Source organism: Psychrobacter sp. APC 3279, from assembly GCF_030407795.1.
GTDB lineage: Bacteria > Pseudomonadota > Gammaproteobacteria > Pseudomonadales > Moraxellaceae > Psychrobacter.
The window spans coordinates 164,857-188,655 of record NZ_JASDCR010000003.1 but is presented as its reverse complement, the minus strand read 5'-3'; the positions used below and the strand labels follow the sequence as shown (position 1 = coordinate 188,655).

Sequence of the window (23,799 nt, the reverse complement as noted above, 5' to 3'; positions counted from 1 at the left end):
CTCATTAAGGTTCTAACAGTTTAATGTTTTCTTGTGACGTTATGAAACTGTCATACTTAAAGTCTAGCTAACATTCTGTCTTTAAATTTTATTAAAGATTCATTAGTAGCAAAGGTTGATTGTGTTATTAAAGCTGTTAATAAATGAATCTGTTAATTATAAATGTCTACCAATGTCTCTAGCATTCACATATGAATATTTGATTGCTTATAGTTGTTATTTAAACCTATCTGATTGTTATTAATAGTTTTTTTATGGCTACCTATCAGTGTTATAGAGAATTATTTTAAAAATTTTTATTTATGATTTAAAGCTAGTGTTTAGATAATTCTTAAATTCTATTATATAAACTCTTTGATAACATATACTTCATTAAACTAATGTTTGCATATGATTTTTCTACAATATCTATAAAATGATAATAGCAATATTAGATTAGTGGTTAGTATCATAATGTACTAAATAATCGGAAAACAGAAACATTGTTCACCAAAAAAATACGCTATGCTCAATTTAATCTTCGTCTAAACATTTAGAGTAGACCATAAAAAACCGTATCTCGAAACCAAGATACGGTCATAAAGACTTTGTCATTACTCAATAGATTAACTATCAATTACTTCAAAGCTAAGACCAGAATGCGCTTCTAAGCGTGTTATGAGCTTATCTCCCATCGCAGATGCTGGTGTCCAGAACCCACCGCCAACGTCCTCTTTGCTGATATCTTGTGCCAGACATAATGCCGCCTGCGAAATCATACGAGAGGTACTGCCATAACCAGGATCTCTATCACCTGTTACTTTAACAGTAATAGTGTCATTTTTGGCCGTTTGTCCAAAGTGACGAATATCAAAGTAGCCGTTCTCTTGCTCGTCCTTAGAAGGGCCTGAGCCAGCTTTTGGTAAGACATGCTTGGATAGTAACTCGCGACTTGGTTTGATCATCATTGCAGTGGCAAAGCCTAACAAACCTGCGCTCATAGCATAGCTAGACAGTTTTCCTTTGACGCCATCTTTCATCCACATCGCTTCGTCATATTTAAAATCGCGACCGTACTCATAGCTGAGCAATTGGTTAGTGCGATGGACGATACGTGTATTGATGGTCGCCATGACGAACGGTGCTAACCAGCGCTTATGGTTGCTGTCATATACCGGTTTGCTAACATTATCCTGACGTACGTTTGGTGCGTTGGCATCATCGTTTAACAGGTATGGATTGGCCACTTGTTTGCGACGTGCTTTGTCCTCACCAGCTTCTTCAAATATTGATGCCATCGATGCGATAGTACCGCCTGAGATCCCACCTTTCGCTGCTTTGACACGCATATGAATGACATTACAGGTCTCGCCGAACTTTTCTTCTGCCTTAGCTTGGGTAAAGTACGCACCCAAATCTGAGGGGATAGAATCAAAACCACAAGAGTTGACGATACGAGCACCACTTTGCTTGGCAGTGTCTTGGTACTTGTCCATCATATCTTTGATGAAAATAGCCTCACCAGTAAGATCAACATAATCTGTACCGTTTTCAGCACAGGATTTAATCAGCGGCTCACCATATTTCAGATAAGGGCCGACAGTTGAGATGATGACTTGAGTTTGCTTTGTCATCTTATCAAGGCTGGCAGCATCGTTACTATTGGCGATAATAATGTCTACCTTACTCTCAAGTTTGGCCTGTAGCTTGTTGAGCTTGTCTTCATCACGACCTGCGATTGCCCATGATACATTTGAGCCATCTTCGTTCTTATTATTTGACAAAAAATTGGTTAAATAGTGGGCAGTGATCTGACCGACGAAGCTTGTCGCACCATATAGAACAACTGCATAAGGGCGTGTGTCGCCGCTGGTTTTTTGTATAGGGGTTTCAGTATCCGTATTAGTATCCATATGTATTGTCCTTAATAGATTTGAGAATAAGTGGATAGTAAACTATAAACCAAGTCGTTTGATTAGGTTAGGGGTTTGTGAGGTCGCTACAGTTTATAGTTTGCAGCCTACCTCACATACTACTTCACATATAACGTGAGAAATTTAAAATAGTTCTGCATACAGCTAGAGAAATAGAGTCCAGTAAAAAAGCATGTAGTTTAAGAACTCTCAGTTAAATAACGCTGTATTCAGAAATATAATTCTATTTCGAAAATATCATCTATTAAAGAAAAAGAGGTATGAGACATTAACAGTTACTACAAAATTTACATAACCTACCGATTTTATTACTAAAATGAACGTTTTTTGGAGACGAACATTGCTAATCTATAAGCGTAAACAGTAATAACTAGCATTAGATAAAAATAAGTTAAATAGATGCTATATAAATTCTAATATCTGTTTTTTACCATTATTTGAGGAGAAGATTATGTTTCGTTGGGCTATTATTTTTGCAGTGATCGCATTATTAGCGAGTTTCCTAGGTTTTGGCGGTGTCGCAGGATTGTCTGCTAATTTAGCATACATTTTCTTAGCGGTCGCTGTGATTTTGTTTATCGTTGCCTTTGTCAGTCGTAAGATGTAGACACGGCTTATAGTTATAAATAATTACTATAGAAAAGACCCTCAATTGAGGGTCTTTTTTCGTCTGCTTCAACTAGGGTAATTTGTACAGAGCAAAGATAATCGGCATAAAGGCATACGTTGTAAACTTGCTACTACAACCGTTTGGGCTGAATAATATGCTCCATGCGCTTGGCTAAACGAATATCCAGACTAGATATGCCGCCTGTATCGTGATTGGTTAAACGAACTTCTACGATATTGTAGGTGTTACGCCATTCAGGATGGTGCTCAAGCGCTTCAGCATGAAATGCCGCTTGATTCATAAAGCTCATAGCTTCGATAAAATCGCTGAAATGATAGGTTTTGACGATACTATTGCCGTCACGCTGCCAGCCAGCAAGCTCTTCTAGCTGTAGATTGATTTGTTTGTCAGATAAACTACTCATATTAATAACCTTTATTGTTATGTCGAATTGGTTTATTAAAAGTGGTGCTAGGGTATGTCTCCTATGCGAAATAAATATTTGCACATTTTTCCTGCTTTGACCGATATCATTTAACTGAACCTAGTTAACGAATTACTTGAGCCTAATTACTTAGCTAGCTAAATTAAATCTTGATACTCAGGATGTTTGCTAATGTATGACGCGACAAATGAGCATTGCGGTATCACTTTTTTGTTTTGTTCACGCGCATAATTCAATGCGTGCTTTACCAGTGCTGAACCAACGCCTTGACCGCCTAATTGCTGCGGTACGATAGTATGATCGTAGACCAACTTGTCAGCACTTTCCTGATAGCTAATATAACCTGTCTGACCATCGATAGAGGTTTCAAAGCGTTTTGCTGCTTGATTATGAACAATGTCTAGATTTGGTTTAGAGGTTTGGTTACTCATTAATATACTCCATTTTTTATTATCGAATTTTTATTAGTAACTAACTTTTTATTAATTTTGATAATGTCAGTTTAGTATGTAGGTTTGATGCTTAACAATCTAGACGCTTACCGTAATGGTTGATAGGACGACTGTTAACGTCATCTATGTTTGTTGTCCTACCTTATCATGGCCGTATCTAGTTGCAAATCTGAATATGTCACCATGCATAGGATATGGCTTTACGAACGACTGGAGGTAAAAAGCGAGTGAGACCACCAGTATTTTCTATCGTTAATTTGTCTTCTAAATCGGCCGCTGACCTATTATCTTTATAAGCAGTACTATCTGCATTTTCCACTGACTGTACATGGGCTTGCCATTCTTTTTCACTAGGTTTGCTAAAGTGATAAATACGTCCGAGTACTTGCTTTAGTTGTGTGCCAAAGCGGCCAGTGTTATAGCTTAAACCATACTTACGGCATATGGCCTGTACCTGCGGTGCAATCTTTGCATAGTGGGCAGCTGGCATATCAGGAAATATATGATGCTCAATTTGATGAGACAAATTACCTGTCAAAAGATGGAACCATTTGCTGCCTTTGATATTGCTAGAGCCAAGGATTTGGCGTACATACCAGTCGCCTTTACTTTCATCGGCATCGAGATGGGTATAGATATGCGCTTGCTCAGTGAAATGCCCGCAAAAAATCACTGCCCACGTCCATAGGTTACGGACAGTGTTTGCAGTCATATTACCACTCAGCGTACTAAAGGCGCTACGACGACCTAGTGTCAGCGCTACCACAGACGGCAGTGCAATATAGTCTTTGCCTATTTGCCGTCCAATTTTGGCAAATAACGCGCGAGACTTTTGTTGCATGATTTTGTGCAAGTTAGGAGAGTCAGCATATTCATCTGCACTGATTTGGATGTCGTGAAAAGCTACTGCCCACTCAAAGCCAAATGCCAGTACCGCTGTACTAAACATATTGTAGCGATCTTCTGGCGTCCAAGGCTGCTCGTCAGTCACTCGAATCAAGTGATAGCCTACGTCATGATCACGGCCAACAATATTGGTAAAAGTATGATGTAAATAATTATGTGAGTGTTGCCATAATGGAGCAGGGCAGACAATATCCCAGTCGAATTTTTGACTATTAAGGTGCGGGTGTTGCATCCAGTCATATTGACCATGCATGACGTTATGACCCAGCTCCATGTTATTTAATATTTTGCTAAAGCTAAGCATTGACGTACCCAATAGCCAAATACCTATCTGCGAGCGGCGTGATGACATGCTTCCTGCGGCGGCCAGTAAACCACGGGCGACAAGCTCACTATAAACCACAGTCGCATAAATCCGCTGGATGTACTTGGCGTCATCGCTACCTAATGAGTCCATTACACCTTTATATAGCGCATTTAATTCTACTGCCAAGGCATTACTTTGTGCTTTTGTTAATGGTGCCTGGGTCACTATTGGATAGCGAGTTTGCTGTGATGATAGGGTTGGCTGCTCGCTATCGTTTTTTGCCAACGGTGCATCGGACAGTGGCGTCAAGATAGGCACAGCAGATTGTGGCGTAGTAACGGGTGGTAATAAGCGCATAAATAAATCCTTAACCGAAACGGCATGAATAAGCAACACTGCATCCGGTTTGATAAGTTATCTGAGTTGTAGCCTATAAAGTGACGTTTGTCTTTTATTTCTCATAGGTTGTTTAGCATATGCTTTCTATTGAGCCAGTCGTTCTATTAAACCAGTCATTAAACATCGAGTACCAAATCAGTCATGGCAATATTGATGCAAGTCTGAATAGACTCGTAACCATCACCACTCACTTTCCCTGTTTGAATATTTTTGACCATGCCGCTGACTTTGTTACAGCGGCACAACTGGCAAATGCCTTGCCGACAACCATAGGCTAGACGTATACCTGCATTTTCGGCAGCAACGAGTAATGTAGTGTCGCTATCGAACTGCCGTTGCCGTGATCGTAAATACACCGTATGCGACTCTGTCTGTAGTGCATTATCTAGTAACTGATTACCGTCGCCATCAAAATCAGTCAATGCATTACCGAAATTTTCTACGATAATGTTGTCACGTAGCTGGATGTTTTGTAGCACGCTAATCTCGTTTACTGTTTTATATAAGCCAGCTAATAAAGCCTGTGAACCGCACGCAAATATTTTGGTATCTACCAATGGTAAATTAAGTGATAACAAACCCTCTGCGCTCAAGTATCGTTCGCCAGCCAAATAGGTAGTCGGATCTTCAGTATGGATTAGATGATAAATGAAGTCTGGATATGCATCGCTCAGCTGTTGCCACTGATGTTGCAGCTTGGATGAAACAGTTCGACTGTAATGCAATAGCGTCACCTGATGTCCATTACTCAGGGCTTGATTGATAAGTCCGAGCATAGGCGTAATACCGCTACCACCAGCAATAAATAGCAAAGGAGTAGGTTTGTTGTCGTTTGAGGTGTTCTGCGCTGCTATCGAGGTCTGTTCCAAAGTAAATTGACCAAGTGGCAAGCTTGTATCAACGACACTAGCCAGTGGCATCTGCTTGGTTAAATAGTCAGATACCAATCCTTGCGGTTTAATCGCGATAGTTACCGTATGGCGTTGGTTTGCCTTATGGCTCTCGGTATTATCGTCGAGCCACCAGAGTGGTTGATGCGCCAAGCCCACTATTGAGTAGCTACGCTGGTGATAGACCCTCTCAATACAAACGCGCAAATCAAGATATTGACCACCTTGCCAACCACCCATCATCTCAGAAGTCTGCTGTTTAAAGGTTCTATTGGTCTCGAATCGAAGTGCTATTAAATCATCACTTAATGTATAGCGTGCGATCAGGCGTAACTTAGGAGTCGTCAATGACCAAAACGGATGTAAGCGCGCTCCGATAAAATCGACAAACGCACGTTGAATAATTTCAGGGCGATAGCCGTTGGCCATATTATCAGTACCTGTATGATTGCTATGAAGTAGGTGTTGAGACGAACATAAGGTCAGATGATCAATCATTTTGATAATCAAATGTCAGACAGATCTACTCAACCTTGTTAAGCCACACTAACATGCTAACGGCTATTGATTAAATTTGCGAAAGTTTTGATGCTATTTTTTGTGGTCTTTATAAAACGCTAATGAATCAAAATGTTAAGTTAGTTCATTAGGATAAGACTTCCTGAGTTGCTTTTCCAACGCGAGTTTTATAGTTAAAGGGCATAGCCTGCTGTCAAAAACAGTAAAACAACTGGTAAAACAACCTGTCAGCTTGCAGGGTATGCGCCACAATGCGATAATGACCTATAATTTGTAACCCTGATTTTGAGGTACGGCACGCTTGGCATCATCGCTGAGTTGCATTTGCTGTTCTCTTCTATGCAGTCTATCGGAGTGTTAATGGCTCAATATATTTACACGATGAACAACGTGTCAAAACTTGTTCCCCCTAAGCGTGAAATCCTAAAAAATATCAACCTATCGTTTTTCCCTGGTGCCAAAATCGGTGTCTTGGGTATCAACGGTTCAGGTAAATCAACCTTGCTACGCATTATGGCAGGCGTGGATACTGAGTTTAGTGGTGAAGCGCGCGCTCAGGCAGGTACCAAAGTTGGCTATCTGCCACAGGAACCACAGCTAGATGATAGCAAAGACGTTCGTGGTAATGTCGAAGACGGTATGCGCGAAGCGTTAGATGCGCTCGCTCGTCTAGATGCTATCTATGCTGAATACGCAGAGCCTGATGCTGATTTTGATAAGCTTGCTGAAGAGCAAGGCAAGATGGAAGACATCATCCAGTCTTGGGATGCGCACAACTTAAACAACCAGCTAGAAAAAGCGGCCGATGCGCTCCGTCTGCCACCGTGGGATGCGGACGTTAGCAAACTATCAGGTGGTGAAAAACGCCGTGTGGCACTATGCCGTCTACTATTGTCTCGCCCTGACATGCTATTACTTGACGAACCGACCAACCATTTGGACGCCGAGTCTGTTGCATGGCTAGAGCAGTTCTTGCAGAACTACAGCGGTACTATCGTTGCCATTACCCATGATCGCTATTTCTTGGATAATGTTGCTCAGTGGATCTTGGAGCTTGACCGTGGCCATGGCTATCCGTATGAAGGTAACTATACCGAGTGGCTAGAGCAAAAGAACACGCGTCTAGAGCAGCAGAACAAGCAAGAAGAATCATTTGCTAAAGCGCTGAAAAAAGAGCTTGAGTGGATTCGCAAAAACCAAAAAGGCCAACAGGCTAAGTCTAAATCTCGTGTACAGCGTTTTGAAGAGTTGAACTCAACTGAGTTCCAAAAACGTAATGAGACTTCTGAGATTTATATTCCACCTGGTCCACGTTTGGGTAATAAAGTCATCGAAGTTAATGATATCTCCAAGTCATTTGGCGATCGTCTGCTGTACGAAAACCTAAGCTTTAACGTTCCAGCTGGCGCTATCGTGGGTATCATCGGTCCAAATGGTGCGGGTAAAACTACGCTATTTAACATGATTACTGAGCGCGATACCCCAGATACTGGTTCAGTTGATTTGGGTGAAAGTGTTAAAGTTGCCTATGTCGGTCAGGTACGTGATCATCTAGATGACAACAAAACCGTATGGGAAGAAGTTTCTGACGGTCTCGATATCATTACCGTTGGTGACTACACCACGCCAAGCCGTGCTTATATCGGACGCTTTAACTTCAAAGGCTCAGATCAGCAAAAGCACGTTGGTCAATTATCAGGTGGTGAACGTAACCGTCTGCAGTTAGCGAAAACACTAAAGCAAGGCGCAAACGTATTGCTCCTCGATGAACCATCAAACGATTTGGATATCGAAACCTTACGTGCACTAGAGGATGCGATTCAAGTATTCCCAGGTACAGTAATGGTCGTATCGCATGATCGCTGGTTCCTTGATCGTATCGCGACTCATATCTTGGCATTCGAAGAAGAAGGTCCAGTTTGGTTCGACGGTAACTATACTGAGTTTGAAGCGTATCGTAAAAAAACAATGGGTGACGATGCCAGTCCTAAACGTGCCAAGTATAAGAAAATTACGAACTAATACGGCTGTTTAATATAGTCCAATCAAAAAAAGACCGCTAATCATTAGCGGTCTTTTTTTGTTTAGCTTAAAATCTTAAAGGGTATGGGTAGTTGTTAAGACTAACGCTTACGCCCAAACTTACGCTGTTTTTTATTACTAATTTCAGTAATGGCGTGAGTGATTTCTTCTTCATCTAAACTAGCAACTTGCTGCAAGATTTGCATCATATCAGGCGTTAACACGTACTTAGCATGATGAGCGATGTCGTTAATGCGATGATCGAAAGTCAATATGCCTGTTTCATCATCTTTTTGTAGATAGTCAAGACGAGTCAACGCACTGATGAAGCTGGTAAACAAGGCGCGATCAAAGAAGTCAGGAATATCATCTGCATAAAGCACAGACAAACGCTGTCCGAGCAGGTGACACAGGTCAACAACTTCATTTTCAGTCAAATTACCAGAGCCTTGCTGCGCGAGTAGGGCAAGCGTCATAAAGTAACGCTCAAGGCTTTGTCCAACTGGTGTTGCCAGCACTTGTAACTGCTGATAATGCTTACTATTAGACTCAGGAACGCTGAGCGTATCATCACCCAAGTCAACGATGAGTCCATGAGACAGCAGATTATCAACTTTCTTATTGAGCGTATCAGCCAAGCCATGTGCTGGATAATATAAGAACAGCTCACTTTGTAAGAACGGATATAGCTGCTCAGCGATACTATCGAGACGGCTGCGTTTGATACGTCCGTTGCGTGCGACTAGTGCAGACAGGAACGACAGCAAAATAAAGACATGTAAAATGTTATTACGGAAGTAGCTAAGTAACGCTGCTTGTTTACCTGCGACCTGAATGATATCGCCCAAGATATGCGGCGTACGCTCAATAAGCTTTAACTTAATACCATAATCAATGATTTGCTGCGGCGTCATATCAGTGATAACTGTATCCTCTGAGTAGACCAGCTGCTGAGCCAGACCTTGGTACAGTGCGATTTGCTCGCGGCAAATATTTTCATCCAATGCAGCTTTCGGTGCTGATAGCAGAACCAATGACAGCAGCGATACAGGTGTGACGACCGCAGCTTTGTTGATATGCTGCATGACTTTTACGCCGATGTTATCAACCATAGCGCTGGTTTTTTCATCAAGCAGCGAGTCAGTACGATCGGATGGCAAACTATTGGCTGGCACATCGAATTTTGTCATAAAGTCGCTAAGATGCAACGGCGTACCAAAGCTCAAGTGCACATTACCGAAGATACGTTCGATTTTGCGGCCAACTTTAAGTAGTCCAATCAAAGACTCTGACTCTTTTGGCTTACCTTTTAGCTCACCGACATACGTGCCGCCTTCCATAATGCGCTCGTAACCAATATAAGTTGGAATAAATACCACAGGTTTATTGGTTTGGCGTAGTTGGCTATGCACAGTCATCGCTAGCATACCCATTTTTGGCGGTAGTAGGCGACCTGAACGTGAGCGACCACCTTCGATAAAGTATTCAATCGGAGTATTGCGTGTGATAAGGGTATGCATATATTCGCGCAGTACAGCAGTATACAGCGCGTTGCCACGGAAGCTACGACGAATATAAAAAGCAACGGCACCGCGTAATAGTGGGCCTAATACAGGTACATCTAAATTGTCACCTGCTGCGACATAAGGGATACTCAGGCCACGTTTGTAGATGACATAAGACAGTAATAGATAGTCGACATGGCTGCGATGACAAGGCACATAAATCAGCTCATAATCGGTCGCAAGGTCACGTACTCGCTCGAAATGATGGACTTCTACGCCGTCATACAACTGCGTCCACAACCATGTCAAAAATTTATAAAAACCACGGATGATAGAATGAGAGTAGTCATTGACCATCTCATTAGCATAGCCTCTGGCCTGACTGCGAGCTTCTCGAACGCTAGTCCCTTTCTCGGCCGCTTCCATCTCAATCGCATGCTTAATAGCTGGCGAGTACACCAGTTTGTCTACCAAGTTACGTCTATCTGATAGATCTGGGCCAAGCATACTAGCGCGCTGCTTATCTAAATAAATCGACAATTGCTGCTGCAACATACGAACCAGTTCACGATTACTATCAGCCGATGCGACTAGCGCATAGTTTGGTATCTGCGCAGCGTCAGTTGCGTCATCACTGTTAGTAGCCGTTGACTCTGTATCGAGTGAATCCGCCGCTGTTAAATCTGCTTTAAGGGCATCTGTAGCAACTGAGTCAAAGGTAGCAGGTCCTTCCACGTCGCCTTTGAGATTATTGTTGATAATGGTACGTAAGTCTTGCGGTGGGTGGAACTGTACAAAAGTGTCGCGGCCCATCACCCCGATATTAAATAATTGCTTAGTGATGCTAGGATCTTGCCAGTTGTCAGCAGTCAGTAGCTTAAATAACGAATCTTCTTTTTCAGGTGCGCGTCCCCACAGAATCGATACTGGTACTAAACGTACCTTTAGCTCGGGATATTGCAATACAGCAGACACTAAGCGAGAAAGGCGAGGTGACAATTGGCTGTCTTTAGCACTTGGGTGATTCAAAAATATGATGGCCGCATTTTCTTTAATATTATGGGCGGCATCATTTACTCCAACCAGTGCTGGCGGTAAGTTGTGCTCTTGCGTCTGCAAGTCAATCAGAATACTGTTTGAACGAGAATAGTCCTGTAGTACATAAAACCGTAGCGTCTGATCATCATTGTCGAACTCAGGTAGCTCGCCTAATAACTTAGGTTTTACGGCGATATCGAGCATCTGACCTGACAGCTTACGATACAGCTGATTGATCGGTGCATTAGAATAAGGCTTAGTAGCGATTGCATTGCCAACAGTTTTAGCAGTGCCATCAGTCGCGACTGGCGCTTTAAAAATCCGTTTTTTTAAGAACTTCGGTATCATAATCAGTATCAAAAATAGTCAAATATGTTGCGCTTATGATGCCATAAAAGCCACCAAAGCGATATATAGTGTCTGTATATACTACCAATATTAATACGGTTTGGTTACGCTGTAGTGAGTGACCAATTATACAAAATGCTCAAACATTTGAAAGTTCATATATTTAGGGTAATAATATATTTATATCACCGATGACTCATAAATATAGCGTCTATTTTTCAATTTCATTTTATTAAGCCTAAAACTTATGACTCCAGCTATCGATCTTGCCAAAAAACGTAACCTTGATTACCAAGTACACGAATATACTCACGACAGCAATGCCGTATCGTTTGGTTTGGAAGCCGCAGAAAAACTTGGCGTAGCGGTGACACAGGTGTTTAAAACTCTAGTGGTGACCACTGATACGGGTGTACTTGCTGTGGCGATATTGCCAGTCGACAAGACACTTAACTTTAAAAAAATGGCCAAGGCGTTATCTGCCAATAAATTGCTGTCCTGCAAAAAAGTACAGATGGCTGACCCAAAACAAGTCGAGCGCAGCACGGGCTATGTACTGGGCGGCGTCAGTCCTTTAGGACAAAAAAAGCGCCTGAAGACAGTGATAGATAGCACGGCTCAAGATCAGTTAACCATCTATGTCAGCGGTGGTCGTCGCGGTTTAGAGATTGAGCTGCCATCCGTACAATTGGCTCAGACACTTGATGCCTGTTTTAGTGCGATTACTGATGAATAATATCAATAAATATTTTACGGTAGTCAGGCAGAACGCGTAAACTGATGAGCCAATTTATTTATTAATTTCTCTATATCTAAGGATGTACTCATGCCGCATTTAACCCTTCAAGTCACGCCAAACGTTCGTATCGCTCACGAAGAGTCATTGCTCAAATCGCTAAACAAAGCGCTGTGGGACAGTGGACAGTTCAAACAACCTGCTGATATCAAGGCACGTATCATACCTATGGAGACATTTTTGGTAGGTGTTGAAGACGATGAGCAGGCCAATGGATTTATTTATGCTCACCTAAAGCTAATGAGTGGACGTGATATGGCCACTCGTGATCAATTGGCTGAGCTGTTGGTTGCTACTATCGAGGAAAAAATAGGCGCAGAGCAGTCAGGGCGTGCGGCATTGCAGATATGTGTAGAAGTTGAAGAGATAAGTGCGGTCTATCATAAGAAAATGCTTGGTAGCTAACAGTACTTGCCTTAAATTGCTCATTGCTGTGTATTCTGTATAAGTAGATTTTCAGTTAAGCACAAAAAAGCGCCTAAATAATAGGCGCTTTTTTATGGCTTACTAGTACAATCTTAATCTAAGAAAGCAAAGTGATCGATTTCCATTGATGTCATGCTTTCGCTTGGGGCAACCATCGCTTCTGCGTGACCAGAAGTACGTGGTAGCAACTTATCAAAGTAGAATTCAGCAGTCTGAATTTTTGCTTTGTAGAATTCTGGTGCTTCTGTGCCGCCATTTTCTAGCTTTTTATAAGCGACCGCTGCCATACGCGCCCAATGATAACCCATCATTACGTAGCCTGAGTACATTAGGAAGTCCTCTGACGCTGCTGAGATGATTTCACGATCTTTACGTGCCATCAGCATCAAGCGTACCGTCAAGGTGTTCCACTCAGCACATAGTTTGGTCAGTGCCCAAACAAATTTACGCATTTCTTTATCGAGTGCGTACTCGCCACACCATTTCATGATGCTTGACGTGTAATCACGGATAATCTTACCTTTAGACTGTAAGATAACCTTACGACCTAGTAGATCAAGTGCTTGTACGCCAGTGGTGCCTTCGTACATCGTCGCAATACGAGCATCACGAGCGATCATCTCCATGCCCCATTCTTTGATGTAGCCATGACCGCCATAGACTTGCTGACCGTGTTTAGCAGCTTCGATGCCTAGCTCGGTTAAGAAGCCTTTTAGAATTGGCGTATAGAAGCCCAATTTGTCGTCCCACTTTTCGAACTCTTCATCATCGCCATTGACAATACCTTGTGCCATTTTATCGGCATAACGTGCTGAATGATAAATCATTGAGCGACCGCCTTCAGCAAAGGCTTTTTGCGTCAGTAGCATACGGCGTACGTCGGCATGATGGATGATAGCATCAGCTACTTTTTCAGGATCTTTAGTACCAGATAGCGTACGCATAGAACGACGCTCTTTGGCATATGGCAAGGCGTTTTGGAAAGACAATTCAGTATGCGCCAGACCTTGGATACCAGTACCGATACGAGCCGTGTTCATAAAAGTGAACATGGCTTTTAGGCCTTTATGCGGTTCGCCGATTAGATAGCCGACTGCGCCGTCGAAGTTCAATACACACGTCGAAGATGCGCTGATGCCCATTTTGTGTTCGATTGAACCACAAACTACGGCATTACGCTCGCCAGCTTCACCTTCAGCGTTTGGCGTGAACTTAGGTACGATAAATAGTGAAATACCGCGCGTGCCTTCTGGTGCATTTGGTAGACGTGCTAAAACAATATGGACGATGTTATCTGTTAAGTCATGCTCACCGCTTGAGATAAAGATTTTGGTACCGCTGATTTTGTAGGTACCGTCATCTTGTGGAATGGCTTTCGATTTAACTTGACCCAAATCCGTACCACACTGTGGTTCAGTCAGACACATGGTACCTGCCCATGAGCCTTCGACCAACTTAGGTAAATACAGTGCTTTTTGCTCGTCAGTACCGTACTGAAGCAATGTGTTGATACAACCTGTTGATAGACCAGGATACATCGACCATGACCAGTTAGCAGTACCGATCATCTCAGATTTGATAAGGTTGATTGACGTTGGCAGATTCATACCACCGAATTCTTCAGGGTATGAAATACCTTGCCAGCCGCCTTCTACAAACTGGTCATAAGCCTCTTTGAAGCCTTTTGGCGTGGTCACGACGCCATCTTCGAAATGACAGCCTTCTTCACCACCTGATTGATAGAGCGGGGCAATGACGTTTTCAGCAAAATCAGCCATACCTTGTAGAATCATGTCTACAGTTTCAGGGTCAGCGTTTTCGCCGTTGTCTAAGCTTTTATAATGCGTCTGATAGTCAAATACATCATTAATCAAAAATTTGATATCACGTAAGGGGGCTTTGTAAGTTAACATAATCGCTCTCTTTGGTTAGTTCGCTATCATAGACTTACGACGCAGTATTCGAGTCAAAATGCATGTCAGCGATATTTGCTTATTTTAAGTGAGATAGACACTATAGGTCGTCATATGGACTGGTAATAAACAGCAAGTCCGTTGTGAGGGTAAGTAAGACGTCCTTGTTAAGCGTCAGCTGTTATGGCGTTGATATGATTATAAGTCTTATAGGGCAACAAATATACAACTAATAACTATTATTCATGTTTTGATGTTTTATTAATTACATTTAGTTATTATATGTAAGCGATATAGGTCTCGAAACTGTCTGTAACCCACTATCTATAATGAGTAAAAACACGAAGAGAGTCGATTTGATAAACGAGGAAAGTCTTTTATGAGTGAGTTAAAACAGCAAAAACAAGGGTCAGGGTTGTCCGCGCTATTCACTCGCATAAAACTGCTTATTGATGGAGAGCTTGGACATCTACTCACCATCAATCGTAGCCAAAGACCGTGGCACATGCCTATTGTTATGGCGATTGCCATTAGCTTTCCGGTATTTGTGGGTGCTTATTTTGGTGACTTGTCCTCCGGTATTAAAGCGTCATTAGGGTCGATGATTATTCTGAACTTGCCATTGGCTGGTACATTACCTTATCGATTGGTGACGGTAATGGCTTGGGGGTTTGCCATGATACTTAGTTTTGCACTGGGACTCATGGCGCAGCAGCTGCCTGTACTCAGGCTTCCTGTATTTATGTTCATTGCTCTTGGTGTTGTGATGCTAGGTCGCTATTATCGGCAGCCACCACCAGCAGGGTTGTTTGTATTGATGGCAGGTGCCATTGCGCTGTTTATTCCTGTGCCGATAGACCAAACCCTATCAGCCATAGGACTTGTGCTGTTGGGCAGCGGGTCTTCGATGCTGTTAGCGCTGCTCTATACATTGTTTCTACTCGCCGCACGTCCTATCGCCCCTGCACCTAGCTATCAGTATGAGCCAGATACGATCAGTGACAGTCTCATTGTCGTAAGTTTTGTCAGTTTGGCATTGGTGATAGCGGTACTGTTAGATATGCCTTATCCATACTGGGCGGCGATGAGTTGCTTTATTATTATCCAAGGCATGCAACTACGGACCATGTGGATTAAGCAGTTGCATCGCTTGCTAGGTACATTGGTTGGTATGGCGGTCGCAAACTGGATGCTGTCTTGTGGACTATCGATGTGGGGTGTTGCTGTAGCGATACTAGCTATGATGTTTTTGATTGAGTCGTTTGTCGATCGGCATTACGGACTGGCGGTGATTTTTATCACGCCGTTGACAATATTTATCGCAGAGTATGGCAGCACGATGCTTGTGCCGCCAGTGGCGAGCGTGGTTATCAATGCACGTATGATTGATACGGCACTTGGCTGTGCGATTGGATTGAGCGGCGGTTTGGCGATACATTCTACGCGATTACGCGTGCCACTACGGCGTTTAGAGAACTGGTTGCTGCTGCGTTTTGGTGCATAAAAAGCAGCAGTGTTTTTGATAACGCTCGTCTAATCAGTAGTCATTAATCATGGGCGGTACTTATCATGATTTTTGGCTCAATGATTCTGTAGCTTTGGCGACGTCAATAGTATGACCCGTCCAGCGCTCAAAACTCAGCGCCGCTTGTCCGATGAGCATACCGTAGCCTTCTGATACTTGGGCATCTCGCGCCGCGAAATGCTGTAAAAACGGTAGCGCACGCCCGTACATCATGTCATAAGCGTACTGGCAGTTTAGATTATTATCCAGCGGTAAGGTATCACCTGACAGACCAATCGAGGTAGCATTGATAACAATATCAAAGGCACCGCTCAATTCACTAGTAGCACAGCTCTCAATTTTCTTTGCTGCAATGACGGGACTGGTGTCACTTAGCTCTTTTACTAAATCAGTCGCTTTACTCACGGTACGATTGGCAATAGTAAGGGTGTCAATACCTGCTTCAACCAGTGGCAGTATAACACCGCGTGCAGCGCCGCCTGCCCCAATGAGCGCAACACGAGCATCCGCCAGTGGCCAGCCCAAGCTTGCGATGTGATTGACGAGTCCTTGCCCATCTGTATTATCGCCATATATAGCCTCTGCTATCGAGGCGCCTTTTGCGACTAATGCTTTGTTTATCAATAGGGTGTTGACTGCGCCTGCCGTCTTGGCGTGATCCGATAGACCACCGCGCGCCGCGCAGCAGTCATAAGCCGTTTGTTTAAAAGGAACAGTCACATTGGCACCCACGCCGCCCCCACAAAAAAACGCCTCAACGACAGCGATAAAACTGGCATCGTCAGCAGGGCAATACTGACGCTGGTAGCTGATATCTGCTCCTACTTGTCGCGCAAACTGCTCATGAATTGCTGGAGATTTACTATGGGCAATTGGATTGCCAATGACGATAAAGTGTTGAGTCATAAATAGTCCGTTAGCTAAAAGGGGCAAGGCTCATCAAAGAAGCCGTCAGTCATGACCAATCATCATAAGCGATAAAATGATGGTTGACAAACTGAAGGGTTAACCAAAAATAAGTCATTAGCCAGTAATATTAAAGGATTAATGCTTTAACAAATATGTACTCTCCAAGACTACTATGCGTAACGTAAAAGGTAGTCAAGCAATGAGCAGTTGGGTAAACTATGGATTATATGTTAATTAATATGCTCTAATGATTGTAAGGTTATAACTTTTATTAAATACATTATTTATTAAAAATTCTTCGTTATCGGCGGCATCTGTGTCAGCTCGGTAATGTCATTTTGAGACTAATTTAAAAGTGTGAGTAAACAACCCATGTGGAATCATAACCTTCAGACCCTGCTAGTTGGTACGATAATGGCGGTTAGTGTGTCATTAAGTGGCTGTGATAGCACCAAAGACGATACTCAAAATCCAGAAGCAAATGCTGAGAGTAGCGAGCAGACAGTCACTGACGCACCAGCCAATACGACTGATAATTCTGACACGGATACGGCAGCTGCCCAGCAAGGAACACCAGTGAAATATGACATCTCGGCATGGGGCGCTGATACGGTAGAGCCGATCAGTGTCAATGAGCTCAATGGCATCCAGTCGGCGTTCGGTGAGGTGATGAGCACGGATGAAAATAGCCTAGACTATGCCAGTAACCCTGCGACCAAATACCGCTTTATGAAAACAGATGCGCCTTATCTGGATATTATCGATTCTGAAAAATATCTAGAGCTTGGCTGGTACTATGCCAACCCTACTGACACAGACAAAGAAAAAGAGCTGAGCCAAAACCACGCCAAAAAAGCTTATCAACTATCACGTCAGTTGATGGGTGATGATGGCGGAAAAATGGTTGCTGATATGCTCAATAGTCAAATCATCAAAAATAGAATCGTCGGTGGACAAAAAATAGAGCTGGCAAAATGTGAGTTCTACAGCTGCATGCTAGTTATCAATAAAGCCGCTGCTCAAACAGACAATAGCTAAATCATGATCGATATGACGTCAGTGCCAAACGGTTGGGTGTGTCTGTACCCACAAGTCAGCAGTGTGACCGATGATAGTAGTTTGACCGAAGATAACAGAGCGACCAACCAAACGGTAACGATGTCTCTAGATAATCGCGGGCTGGCATATGCTGACGGGTTTTTTACTACTATGGGCGTCATTGATGGATTGATACTATGGTCAGACTACCATTATCAGCGGCTTGTCTCTCATGCTGAAGCCTTGCAGCTAAACATAAATAGCGAAGAGCTATTAGCAGTACTGCAACTGTACGCTCAGCAATTAGAGCAGGGGATGCTCAAGCTAGTAGTCACCCGCGCTGCGCAGGATGTACGCGGTTATGGCTATGCACCTAGTACAAATGGTAGCGACTGTGAGATATGGCTAAAAGCTACGGCAATGCGAGTTTCTACTGCGCTGCAACTGTCCTTGCCTAATGGAAACTTGGTACCTATCCAACCTAATGCTTCGGCAATATGTTTGTCTTCTCAGATTGCTTGCTTACCGCCACCGTTGGCAGGTCTCAAGAGCCTTAATCGTTTAGACAATGTCCTTGCTAGTGGTGAGCTACAATGTATAAAAGCTGAGCCATTAGCATCTGAGCTTGCTTCAACACTTCGTGAAGGTCTGCTACGCGATATGAGCGGGCAGTGGGTTGAGGGTACGATGAGTAATGTATTCTATCAATTGGCAGAAGAGCCACTATCAGAATCCAAAACCAGCTCTAGCGTTCATAAAGATAATGAAGATTACCTAACCACTGGCCAGTGGTACACACCTTCTATGGCTCAATCGGGCGTCGCTGGCGTCATGCGTCAGGTAATTATAGATGCGCTATCCACGACACAATACCCAGTCACAATCAGATCGCTACAAGATGAAGATTTGCCTAAGTTAACGCAGCTTTTCTTTTGCAATGCACTGCGCGGCATCATGCCAATGAGCAGTCTGACGTTATTGTCAGGTGATGTTGTGGATTTTGAACCCGTTTAGTTGTTATTGAAAAACAACAAATTTGGTATCAATAAAATCATCTGGATATAAAACCACTTGCTCATTTCTATACATTTCTTGCACTTTCAAAAGGGCACTTTGCTCATCTTCAGCATTTACTTCTACGATATTACTCAGCGTTTCCAAAATCTCTATTTGAAATTTTTGCGCTGCTTTCTCATCTTTTTTCATTGTATTCACTTCCATTTCTCACAAATAACTTCAGTCATCAATGCCAACTAGATTAGCAAAAGCGCTCAAAAGAAGTGATCGTCTTTTGTTACGTGGTCTTGTGTCTTAAAGCAAATCGATCAATGCTGCTTATCTAATAAGGAGATAAGCCAATGTACGAAGTTTATGAAGATGAAAGTATCCCGCTACAAATCCGTCGTTTGATGGTTTTTGATGAAATCTGTAAATTAGCAAAGAAAGATCCTGATGAAATTATTCATTTATCAAAATTTACTCAGTTATCACTCGGAGTTATGTATCTAAAGGATTTCAAGAAATTTATAGCCTTTGGTGGTGTGTTTGAGTATGCACAAACACCCGAAGAAGTTATTGAGCAACGTATTCGCATTTTTCCTAACGACGAGCCAGTAAAGTGTGCGCTGACTGTTAATCTAAAGCAGTTTACCCGCCCAGCTAGTACACCTATACAATTAGTGTGGTATTGGAATAAATATGTAAAGAATAGAATGCATGCTTATGTTGACTATCGTGAAGAAGTTTTTTTCGAATAAATGATGAAATTGATTCGGATTACCCACCGCATAAGTTTCATGACCGACTAGTTGCGACAGCTCGTCTGCCACTATGGGATGATAGAGATGAGTTAATTGCAGATGTATACCGTGACAATCAAGGCGAATCAAGACCTGAACGTTATAATGAAAAACGTCTGATATAATTCGAAATAATCACTATGTTATACGAAACTCATAATTAGGTTACTACGTATAGTTATAGCTGCTAATAAATTTTAGCGGCTGTAATATTATGATCTTGATACTGTGTTTATATGACGTATCAGCCTTCTTACATAAATCATCACTAGCCTTTGTGGCTTCGTCAATTGAAGTTAATGCACTGGTACTTTCGCAAGAAGTCTATTGAGTGATGCATATCTCCAATAACGTTCTTCATAATTGATCGTCTTTTGTTAATGAGTATTGCGTACTGATGTTAATCGATCAATGATTGCATTCTATCCAATACTATCTAACAGGGGATAATAAATGCGTACTACATATGAAGATCAACGAATTCCACTACAAGTTCGTAGATTGATGATATTCAATAAAGTTTGCGGTGCAGCGAAAAGAAATCCTGATGAAATGATTCATTTACCTTGTTATTCACAGATAGCATTTAGTATTGTTTATTCTAAGAAAAATAAAAAATACACAGCATTTGGGAGTGTGTTCAAGTATGCGCATACTCGTCAAGAAGTCATCGAACAAGGTTTAGATAAGCGGTTTCATGAAGACACTGTGATGTGTGCAATTACAACTGAAAAACAAGCTTTTACTAAAGCTTCTCGCACTCCGTTAGGATTACTAATGAGTTGGAATAAACAGGTAAAAAATCGAGCGTATACCTGTCTCGATGGCAATGTAAAAATTTTTTTTAAAGTGAATGATGAGCTAGAGCTAGATTACCCGCCTCATAAATTTTACGGTCGTTTGGTTGCTGCCAAAGGTTTGCCATTATGGGATAATAAGTGTTCTTAGTATAATTTTCGATAGTGACCACGGCTTATAAATTCAATGATGCCTTTATCTCGTAATACTTGTAACTGTTGGCGGACCTTATCTTTTACATGGTTGTTTTCAGGATGTTTGAGCTGCAACTCATCAGCGAAACCATAAACCTGCTTTAGCGAAAAGTGAGTATCAAGCCTATCGATACATTGCCAGACATCGAGTGTCCAACCGCGTGAAACCATAGATTGTTTGCGTAAAAATAAAGTCTTTTGGAACTGTTGGGTGACATTTTCACGCGGTATAACTTGTTGGTCTTTGACCAAAAACACTTTGCCTGATTCGGGTACTTGGCGTAAGTCAATATTGCAACCAACCCAACCTGCTCGTTTGGCATTCACTGATAAGGGTTTACGCTTAACAATAATATCGGGTGTAAAGAAATGCTTGGGAATAATTAGAAAATTGTTGACGGTGTATTCTTTTGAGTAGGTTAAAAAGAAGAAGCTGGGATTATCCTTACTATTGATACGCTCAATCATCGTCTTATAAGCACCATCATTGACAACATTGCTTAACTTAGCTTTTTTACTTTTTAGCTCATATTGCTCATTACAATTTTCGCAATAAAAATCAGCAACAGGTTTGTTATTAGCAAACTCAGCTAGCGATTGGGCGCTACAATTGGTGCAGTAACTATTTTCTTTTACCCATGCTTCGCTGAGTACACGAACTTTTTGAGGTTCAGAGTGATAGTTTTTAGCAAGACTTTGGTTAAAATGTAGGTTCATAAGATATTTTCATTATTAATAGATAAGCTGAGAATACTGAAAAAAACACCTAAGTATTAAGCCATATAAACTGCTATCAATAGCAAGATAATTCATAAGCTAAGCAAATACCATTTCATAAGCTAAGCAAATACCATTGAAAATCGCACGGTTCAGTGCTAAATTCTAGCAAACATCTGCCTCGCGAGTTGCCATGAGCAAGCCTACACCCAATATACCACCTGAACGTCCCAATGAGTCGCCGTCAAACAAACAAGATGGCACAGTCGAGGAGCGTGTCGATACCACGCTGCCGGACGCACAACCAGTGGTAGATGAGGTGGAAGACACATCAGCAACGCCAGCAACCAACGTCTCGCTCATCAGTGGTAACAGTAAACCGCGTCAATATAAAGTCAATAACCCGTCGTTTTTTATGCAACGTGGCTATCAAGTGCTGCTGGTGTTGGGGCTTATTGCTGCATTTTTATTAGTCATGGTTTATCAGACGTTGTTTGGTCGTATCGAGCAGCCGCAGCAAATGGTCACGATTGAACCAGGTCAGACCTATTATGGTTTACTACCGCAGTGGCAGCAGCAGATTCCGCTGTTTTCGGCAGGCGTAGCCAAGCTGTATATCAAATCGCAAGTCGATGCACCGTTGCATGCTGGTACGTATCAACTACCCGAAAACCCGACTATCGCTGAGGCGCTACAAATACTAGGTCAAGGCGCAAAAGCGGCTATGGTCAAGGTGCAGATTATCGAAGGTAAGACATCTAAAGACCTTTATCAAGCGCTGCGTGACAATGACAAAATCGAAAAAGAAGTACTGACCGCAGATAGTGACAATGCCAGTATCGCCCAAGCATTAGATTTGACAGGTGTATTGCCAGACAGTGTGGCTAATAGCAGTGACCCGATTGTTAACTACAATCTTGAAGGTTGGTTCGCGCCTGATACCTATTATTATGGTGAAGGAACCAGCGATAAAAAAGTACTGACTGACTTGTATCAGCGTCAGCAGCAGGTACTGACTGATGCGTGGGAAAATCGTGCGCCGAATCTGCCTTACAAGAGTCTATATGAAGCGTTAGTGATGGCGTCTATTATCGAAAAAGAGACCAGCGTTGCTGAGGAACGTCCTTTAGTCTCTGCCGTATTTAGAAATCGCTTGAATAAAAACATGCGTATGCAGACGGACCCGACCATTATCTATGGTATGGGCAGTCGTTATGATGGCAATATTCGCCGCAAAGACATCAATGAAAAGACGTCTTACAACACCTACCAAATTGATGGTTTACCGCCAACGCCAATTGCGCTACCATCAGCGGCCTCTATCGAAGCGACCTTACATCCTGCCGATAGTGAGGCATTGTATTTTGTGGCAACGGGCAATGGCGGGCACAAATTTACCAATAGCTTGGCTGAACACAACCAAGCGGTAAAAGACTATCTCAGTGTCATGCGTGAGAAAAAATCTCAAACGCCGCCGCAGTAATATTCCTTCTTAATCTTCTCACAAAACTTATCGTTTATTGAGTGCTACAAAGTAGAGGTAGCGCTCATCAATGACATAAGGTCATATCATGTCAGTATCTATGCACACCAGCGCAACACCGTTCCATAGCAGCATACCATCATCGAATCTACCTGAATCAAGTGCTTCAAATACGGAGACGGCACCTACGTTAGGCCGCTTTATTAGTTTTGAAGGGACTGAAGGCGTGGGCAAAACCACCGCGATTGAACAGCTGTGTTTGCGCTTAGAAGCTAATGGCATCTCGTATCTGCGTACTCGTGAGCCAGGTGGAAGCCCATTTGCCGAGCAATTGCGTGACATATTATTGGACCCAGCGACTGATATCGAAGACGATACCGAGCTGCTGCTATTGTTTGCGGCGCGCTGTGATCACATGCAGCAAGTCATTTTACCAGCGCTCCAAAATGGTACTTGGGTAATATGTGACAGGTTTACCGACTCTACTATTGCGTATCAGGGCTTTGGGCGTGCGTATGGTGACGAGCTGGTACGCGGCAAAATCGATATGCTCATTAATCAATTTGTGACGCAGCTTCCTGAGCTGACATTGTGGTTGGATTTGCCAGTAGCCGAAGGCATGAAACGTGCCAATAAGCGCAGTGCGGCAGATCGTTTTGAGCAGCAGGCTACCGAGTTTTTTACTTGGGTGCATACTGGTTTTAGTCAGCTTGCGAGCGAGTATCCTGAGCGTATACAGCGTATTGATGCATCGGGCAGTACGGATGATGTGAGTGCGCGTATATGGCAAACGGTTATAGATAGATTCGATATCAAATAATTAAATTTTGCCAAGTAGATTTATACG

The 23,799-nt window shown here is 42.6% G+C and carries 21 protein-coding genes; 11 read left to right on the top strand and 10 right to left on the bottom strand.

Annotated features, from left to right (window positions below; translation table 11 throughout):
• Nucleotides 1-605: 605 nt before the first annotated feature.
• On the bottom strand, nt 606-1,892 hold the full coding sequence (locus QL898_RS02620) for a saccharopine dehydrogenase NADP-binding domain-containing protein (protein WP_290175699.1): 1,287 nt from the start codon (nt 1,890-1,892) through the stop codon (nt 606-608).
• A gap of 472 nt (nt 1,893-2,364) precedes the next feature.
• Here QL898_RS02620 and QL898_RS02615 point away from each other — a divergent pair, with 472 nt between their 5' ends.
• A complete protein-coding gene (locus QL898_RS02615; RefSeq protein ID WP_082624527.1) occupies nt 2,365-2,520 on the top strand; it encodes a DUF1328 domain-containing protein in 156 nt (51 codons plus the stop codon).
• Nucleotides 2,521-2,653: 133 nt separating this feature from the next.
• Here the strand turns inward: QL898_RS02615 and QL898_RS02610 are convergent, their stop codons facing one another.
• The 4 genes from QL898_RS02610 to QL898_RS02595 form a co-directional block, all read right to left on the bottom strand.
• On the bottom strand, nt 2,654-2,947 hold the full coding sequence (locus QL898_RS02610) for a 4a-hydroxytetrahydrobiopterin dehydratase (protein ID WP_057757953.1): 294 nt from the start codon (nt 2,945-2,947) through the stop codon (nt 2,654-2,656).
• Nucleotides 2,948-3,105: 158 nt separating this feature from the next.
• Nucleotides 3,106-3,399, bottom strand: coding sequence for a GNAT family N-acetyltransferase (locus QL898_RS02605; RefSeq protein ID WP_290175696.1), 294 nt, complete (start codon nt 3,397-3,399; stop codon nt 3,106-3,108).
• Between the two features lie 199 nt (nt 3,400-3,598).
• The gene (locus QL898_RS02600; protein ID WP_290175695.1) at nt 3,599-4,990 is read right to left on the bottom strand and encodes an acyl-CoA desaturase; all 1,392 of its coding nucleotides are present in this window, start codon (nt 4,988-4,990) and stop codon (nt 3,599-3,601) included.
• A gap of 158 nt (nt 4,991-5,148) precedes the next feature.
• Nucleotides 5,149-6,351: an iron-sulfur cluster-binding domain-containing protein gene (locus tag QL898_RS02595; RefSeq protein WP_290175694.1), complete on the bottom strand. Its 1,203-nt coding sequence runs from the start codon at nt 6,349-6,351 to the stop codon at nt 5,149-5,151.
• A 450-nt stretch (nt 6,352-6,801) separates the two neighbouring features.
• Between QL898_RS02595 and ettA the strand changes: the two genes are divergently transcribed.
• Nucleotides 6,802-8,463 (top strand): energy-dependent translational throttle protein EttA, encoded by a 1,662-nt coding sequence (ettA, locus tag QL898_RS02590; protein WP_134292306.1) that lies wholly within the window; start codon nt 6,802-6,804, stop codon nt 8,461-8,463.
• A 101-nt stretch (nt 8,464-8,564) separates the two neighbouring features.
• On the opposite strand, the gene plsB is transcribed toward ettA, so the two are convergent.
• Nucleotides 8,565-11,354: a glycerol-3-phosphate 1-O-acyltransferase PlsB gene (plsB, locus tag QL898_RS02585; RefSeq protein WP_290175693.1), complete on the bottom strand. Its 2,790-nt coding sequence runs from the start codon at nt 11,352-11,354 to the stop codon at nt 8,565-8,567.
• 247 nt (nt 11,355-11,601) lie between these two features.
• Between plsB and ybaK the strand changes: the two genes are divergently transcribed.
• Both ybaK and QL898_RS02575 read left to right on the top strand, forming a co-directional pair.
• Nucleotides 11,602-12,090 carry a Cys-tRNA(Pro) deacylase gene (gene ybaK / locus QL898_RS02580; protein ID WP_290175692.1) on the top strand — a complete coding sequence of 163 codons (489 nt, stop codon included), beginning with the start codon at nt 11,602-11,604 and terminating at the stop codon, nt 12,088-12,090.
• Nucleotides 12,091-12,180: 90 nt separating this feature from the next.
• Nucleotides 12,181-12,555, top strand: coding sequence for a 5-carboxymethyl-2-hydroxymuconate Delta-isomerase (locus QL898_RS02575; RefSeq protein ID WP_290175691.1), 375 nt, complete (start codon nt 12,181-12,183; stop codon nt 12,553-12,555).
• A gap of 113 nt (nt 12,556-12,668) precedes the next feature.
• Here the strand turns inward: QL898_RS02575 and QL898_RS02570 are convergent, their stop codons facing one another.
• Entirely contained in the window at nt 12,669-14,489 is a 1,821-nt protein-coding gene (locus QL898_RS02570; RefSeq protein ID WP_290175690.1) for an acyl-CoA dehydrogenase C-terminal domain-containing protein, read from the bottom strand.
• A 379-nt stretch (nt 14,490-14,868) separates the two neighbouring features.
• Between QL898_RS02570 and QL898_RS02565 the strand changes: the two genes are divergently transcribed.
• A complete protein-coding gene (locus tag QL898_RS02565; protein WP_290175689.1) occupies nt 14,869-15,993 on the top strand; it encodes an FUSC family protein in 1,125 nt (374 codons plus the stop codon).
• A gap of 63 nt (nt 15,994-16,056) precedes the next feature.
• Here the strand turns inward: QL898_RS02565 and aroE are convergent, their stop codons facing one another.
• A complete protein-coding gene (gene aroE, locus QL898_RS02560) occupies nt 16,057-16,920 on the bottom strand; it encodes a shikimate dehydrogenase (protein ID WP_290175688.1) in 864 nt (287 codons plus the stop codon).
• Nucleotides 16,921-17,295: 375 nt separating this feature from the next.
• Here aroE and QL898_RS02555 point away from each other — a divergent pair, with 375 nt between their 5' ends.
• Complete coding sequence (locus QL898_RS02555) at nt 17,296-17,961, top strand: hypothetical protein (RefSeq protein ID WP_290175687.1); 666 nt, start codon at nt 17,296-17,298, stop codon at nt 17,959-17,961.
• 12 nt (nt 17,962-17,973) lie between these two features.
• Nucleotides 17,974-18,975 (top strand): aminotransferase class IV, encoded by a 1,002-nt coding sequence (locus tag QL898_RS02550; RefSeq protein WP_290175686.1) that lies wholly within the window; start codon nt 17,974-17,976, stop codon nt 18,973-18,975.
• 3 nt (nt 18,976-18,978) lie between these two features.
• On the opposite strand, the gene QL898_RS02545 is transcribed toward QL898_RS02550, so the two are convergent.
• A complete protein-coding gene (locus QL898_RS02545) occupies nt 18,979-19,167 on the bottom strand; it encodes a DpnD/PcfM family protein (protein ID WP_290175685.1) in 189 nt (62 codons plus the stop codon).
• Nucleotides 19,168-19,319: 152 nt separating this feature from the next.
• Here QL898_RS02545 and QL898_RS02540 point away from each other — a divergent pair, with 152 nt between their 5' ends.
• Entirely contained in the window at nt 19,320-19,718 is a 399-nt protein-coding gene (locus QL898_RS02540; RefSeq protein WP_290175684.1) for a hypothetical protein, read from the top strand.
• Between the two features lie 495 nt (nt 19,719-20,213).
• Nucleotides 20,214-20,708: a hypothetical protein gene (locus QL898_RS02535; RefSeq protein ID WP_290175683.1), complete on the top strand. Its 495-nt coding sequence runs from the start codon at nt 20,214-20,216 to the stop codon at nt 20,706-20,708.
• Here QL898_RS02535 and QL898_RS02530 read toward each other — a convergent pair.
• A complete protein-coding gene (locus tag QL898_RS02530; RefSeq protein ID WP_290175682.1) occupies nt 20,705-21,469 on the bottom strand; it encodes a DpnI domain-containing protein in 765 nt (254 codons plus the stop codon). The two genes, QL898_RS02535 and QL898_RS02530, sit on opposite strands and share 4 nt — an antisense overlap.
• A gap of 193 nt (nt 21,470-21,662) precedes the next feature.
• Here QL898_RS02530 and mltG point away from each other — a divergent pair, with 193 nt between their 5' ends.
• The gene (mltG, locus tag QL898_RS02525; protein WP_290175681.1) at nt 21,663-22,952 is read left to right on the top strand and encodes an endolytic transglycosylase MltG; all 1,290 of its coding nucleotides are present in this window, start codon (nt 21,663-21,665) and stop codon (nt 22,950-22,952) included.
• An 88-nt stretch (nt 22,953-23,040) separates the two neighbouring features.
• Nucleotides 23,041-23,772 carry a dTMP kinase gene (gene tmk / locus QL898_RS02520; RefSeq protein WP_290175679.1) on the top strand — a complete coding sequence of 244 codons (732 nt, stop codon included), beginning with the start codon at nt 23,041-23,043 and terminating at the stop codon, nt 23,770-23,772.
• Nucleotides 23,773-23,799: the final 27 nt, after the last annotated feature.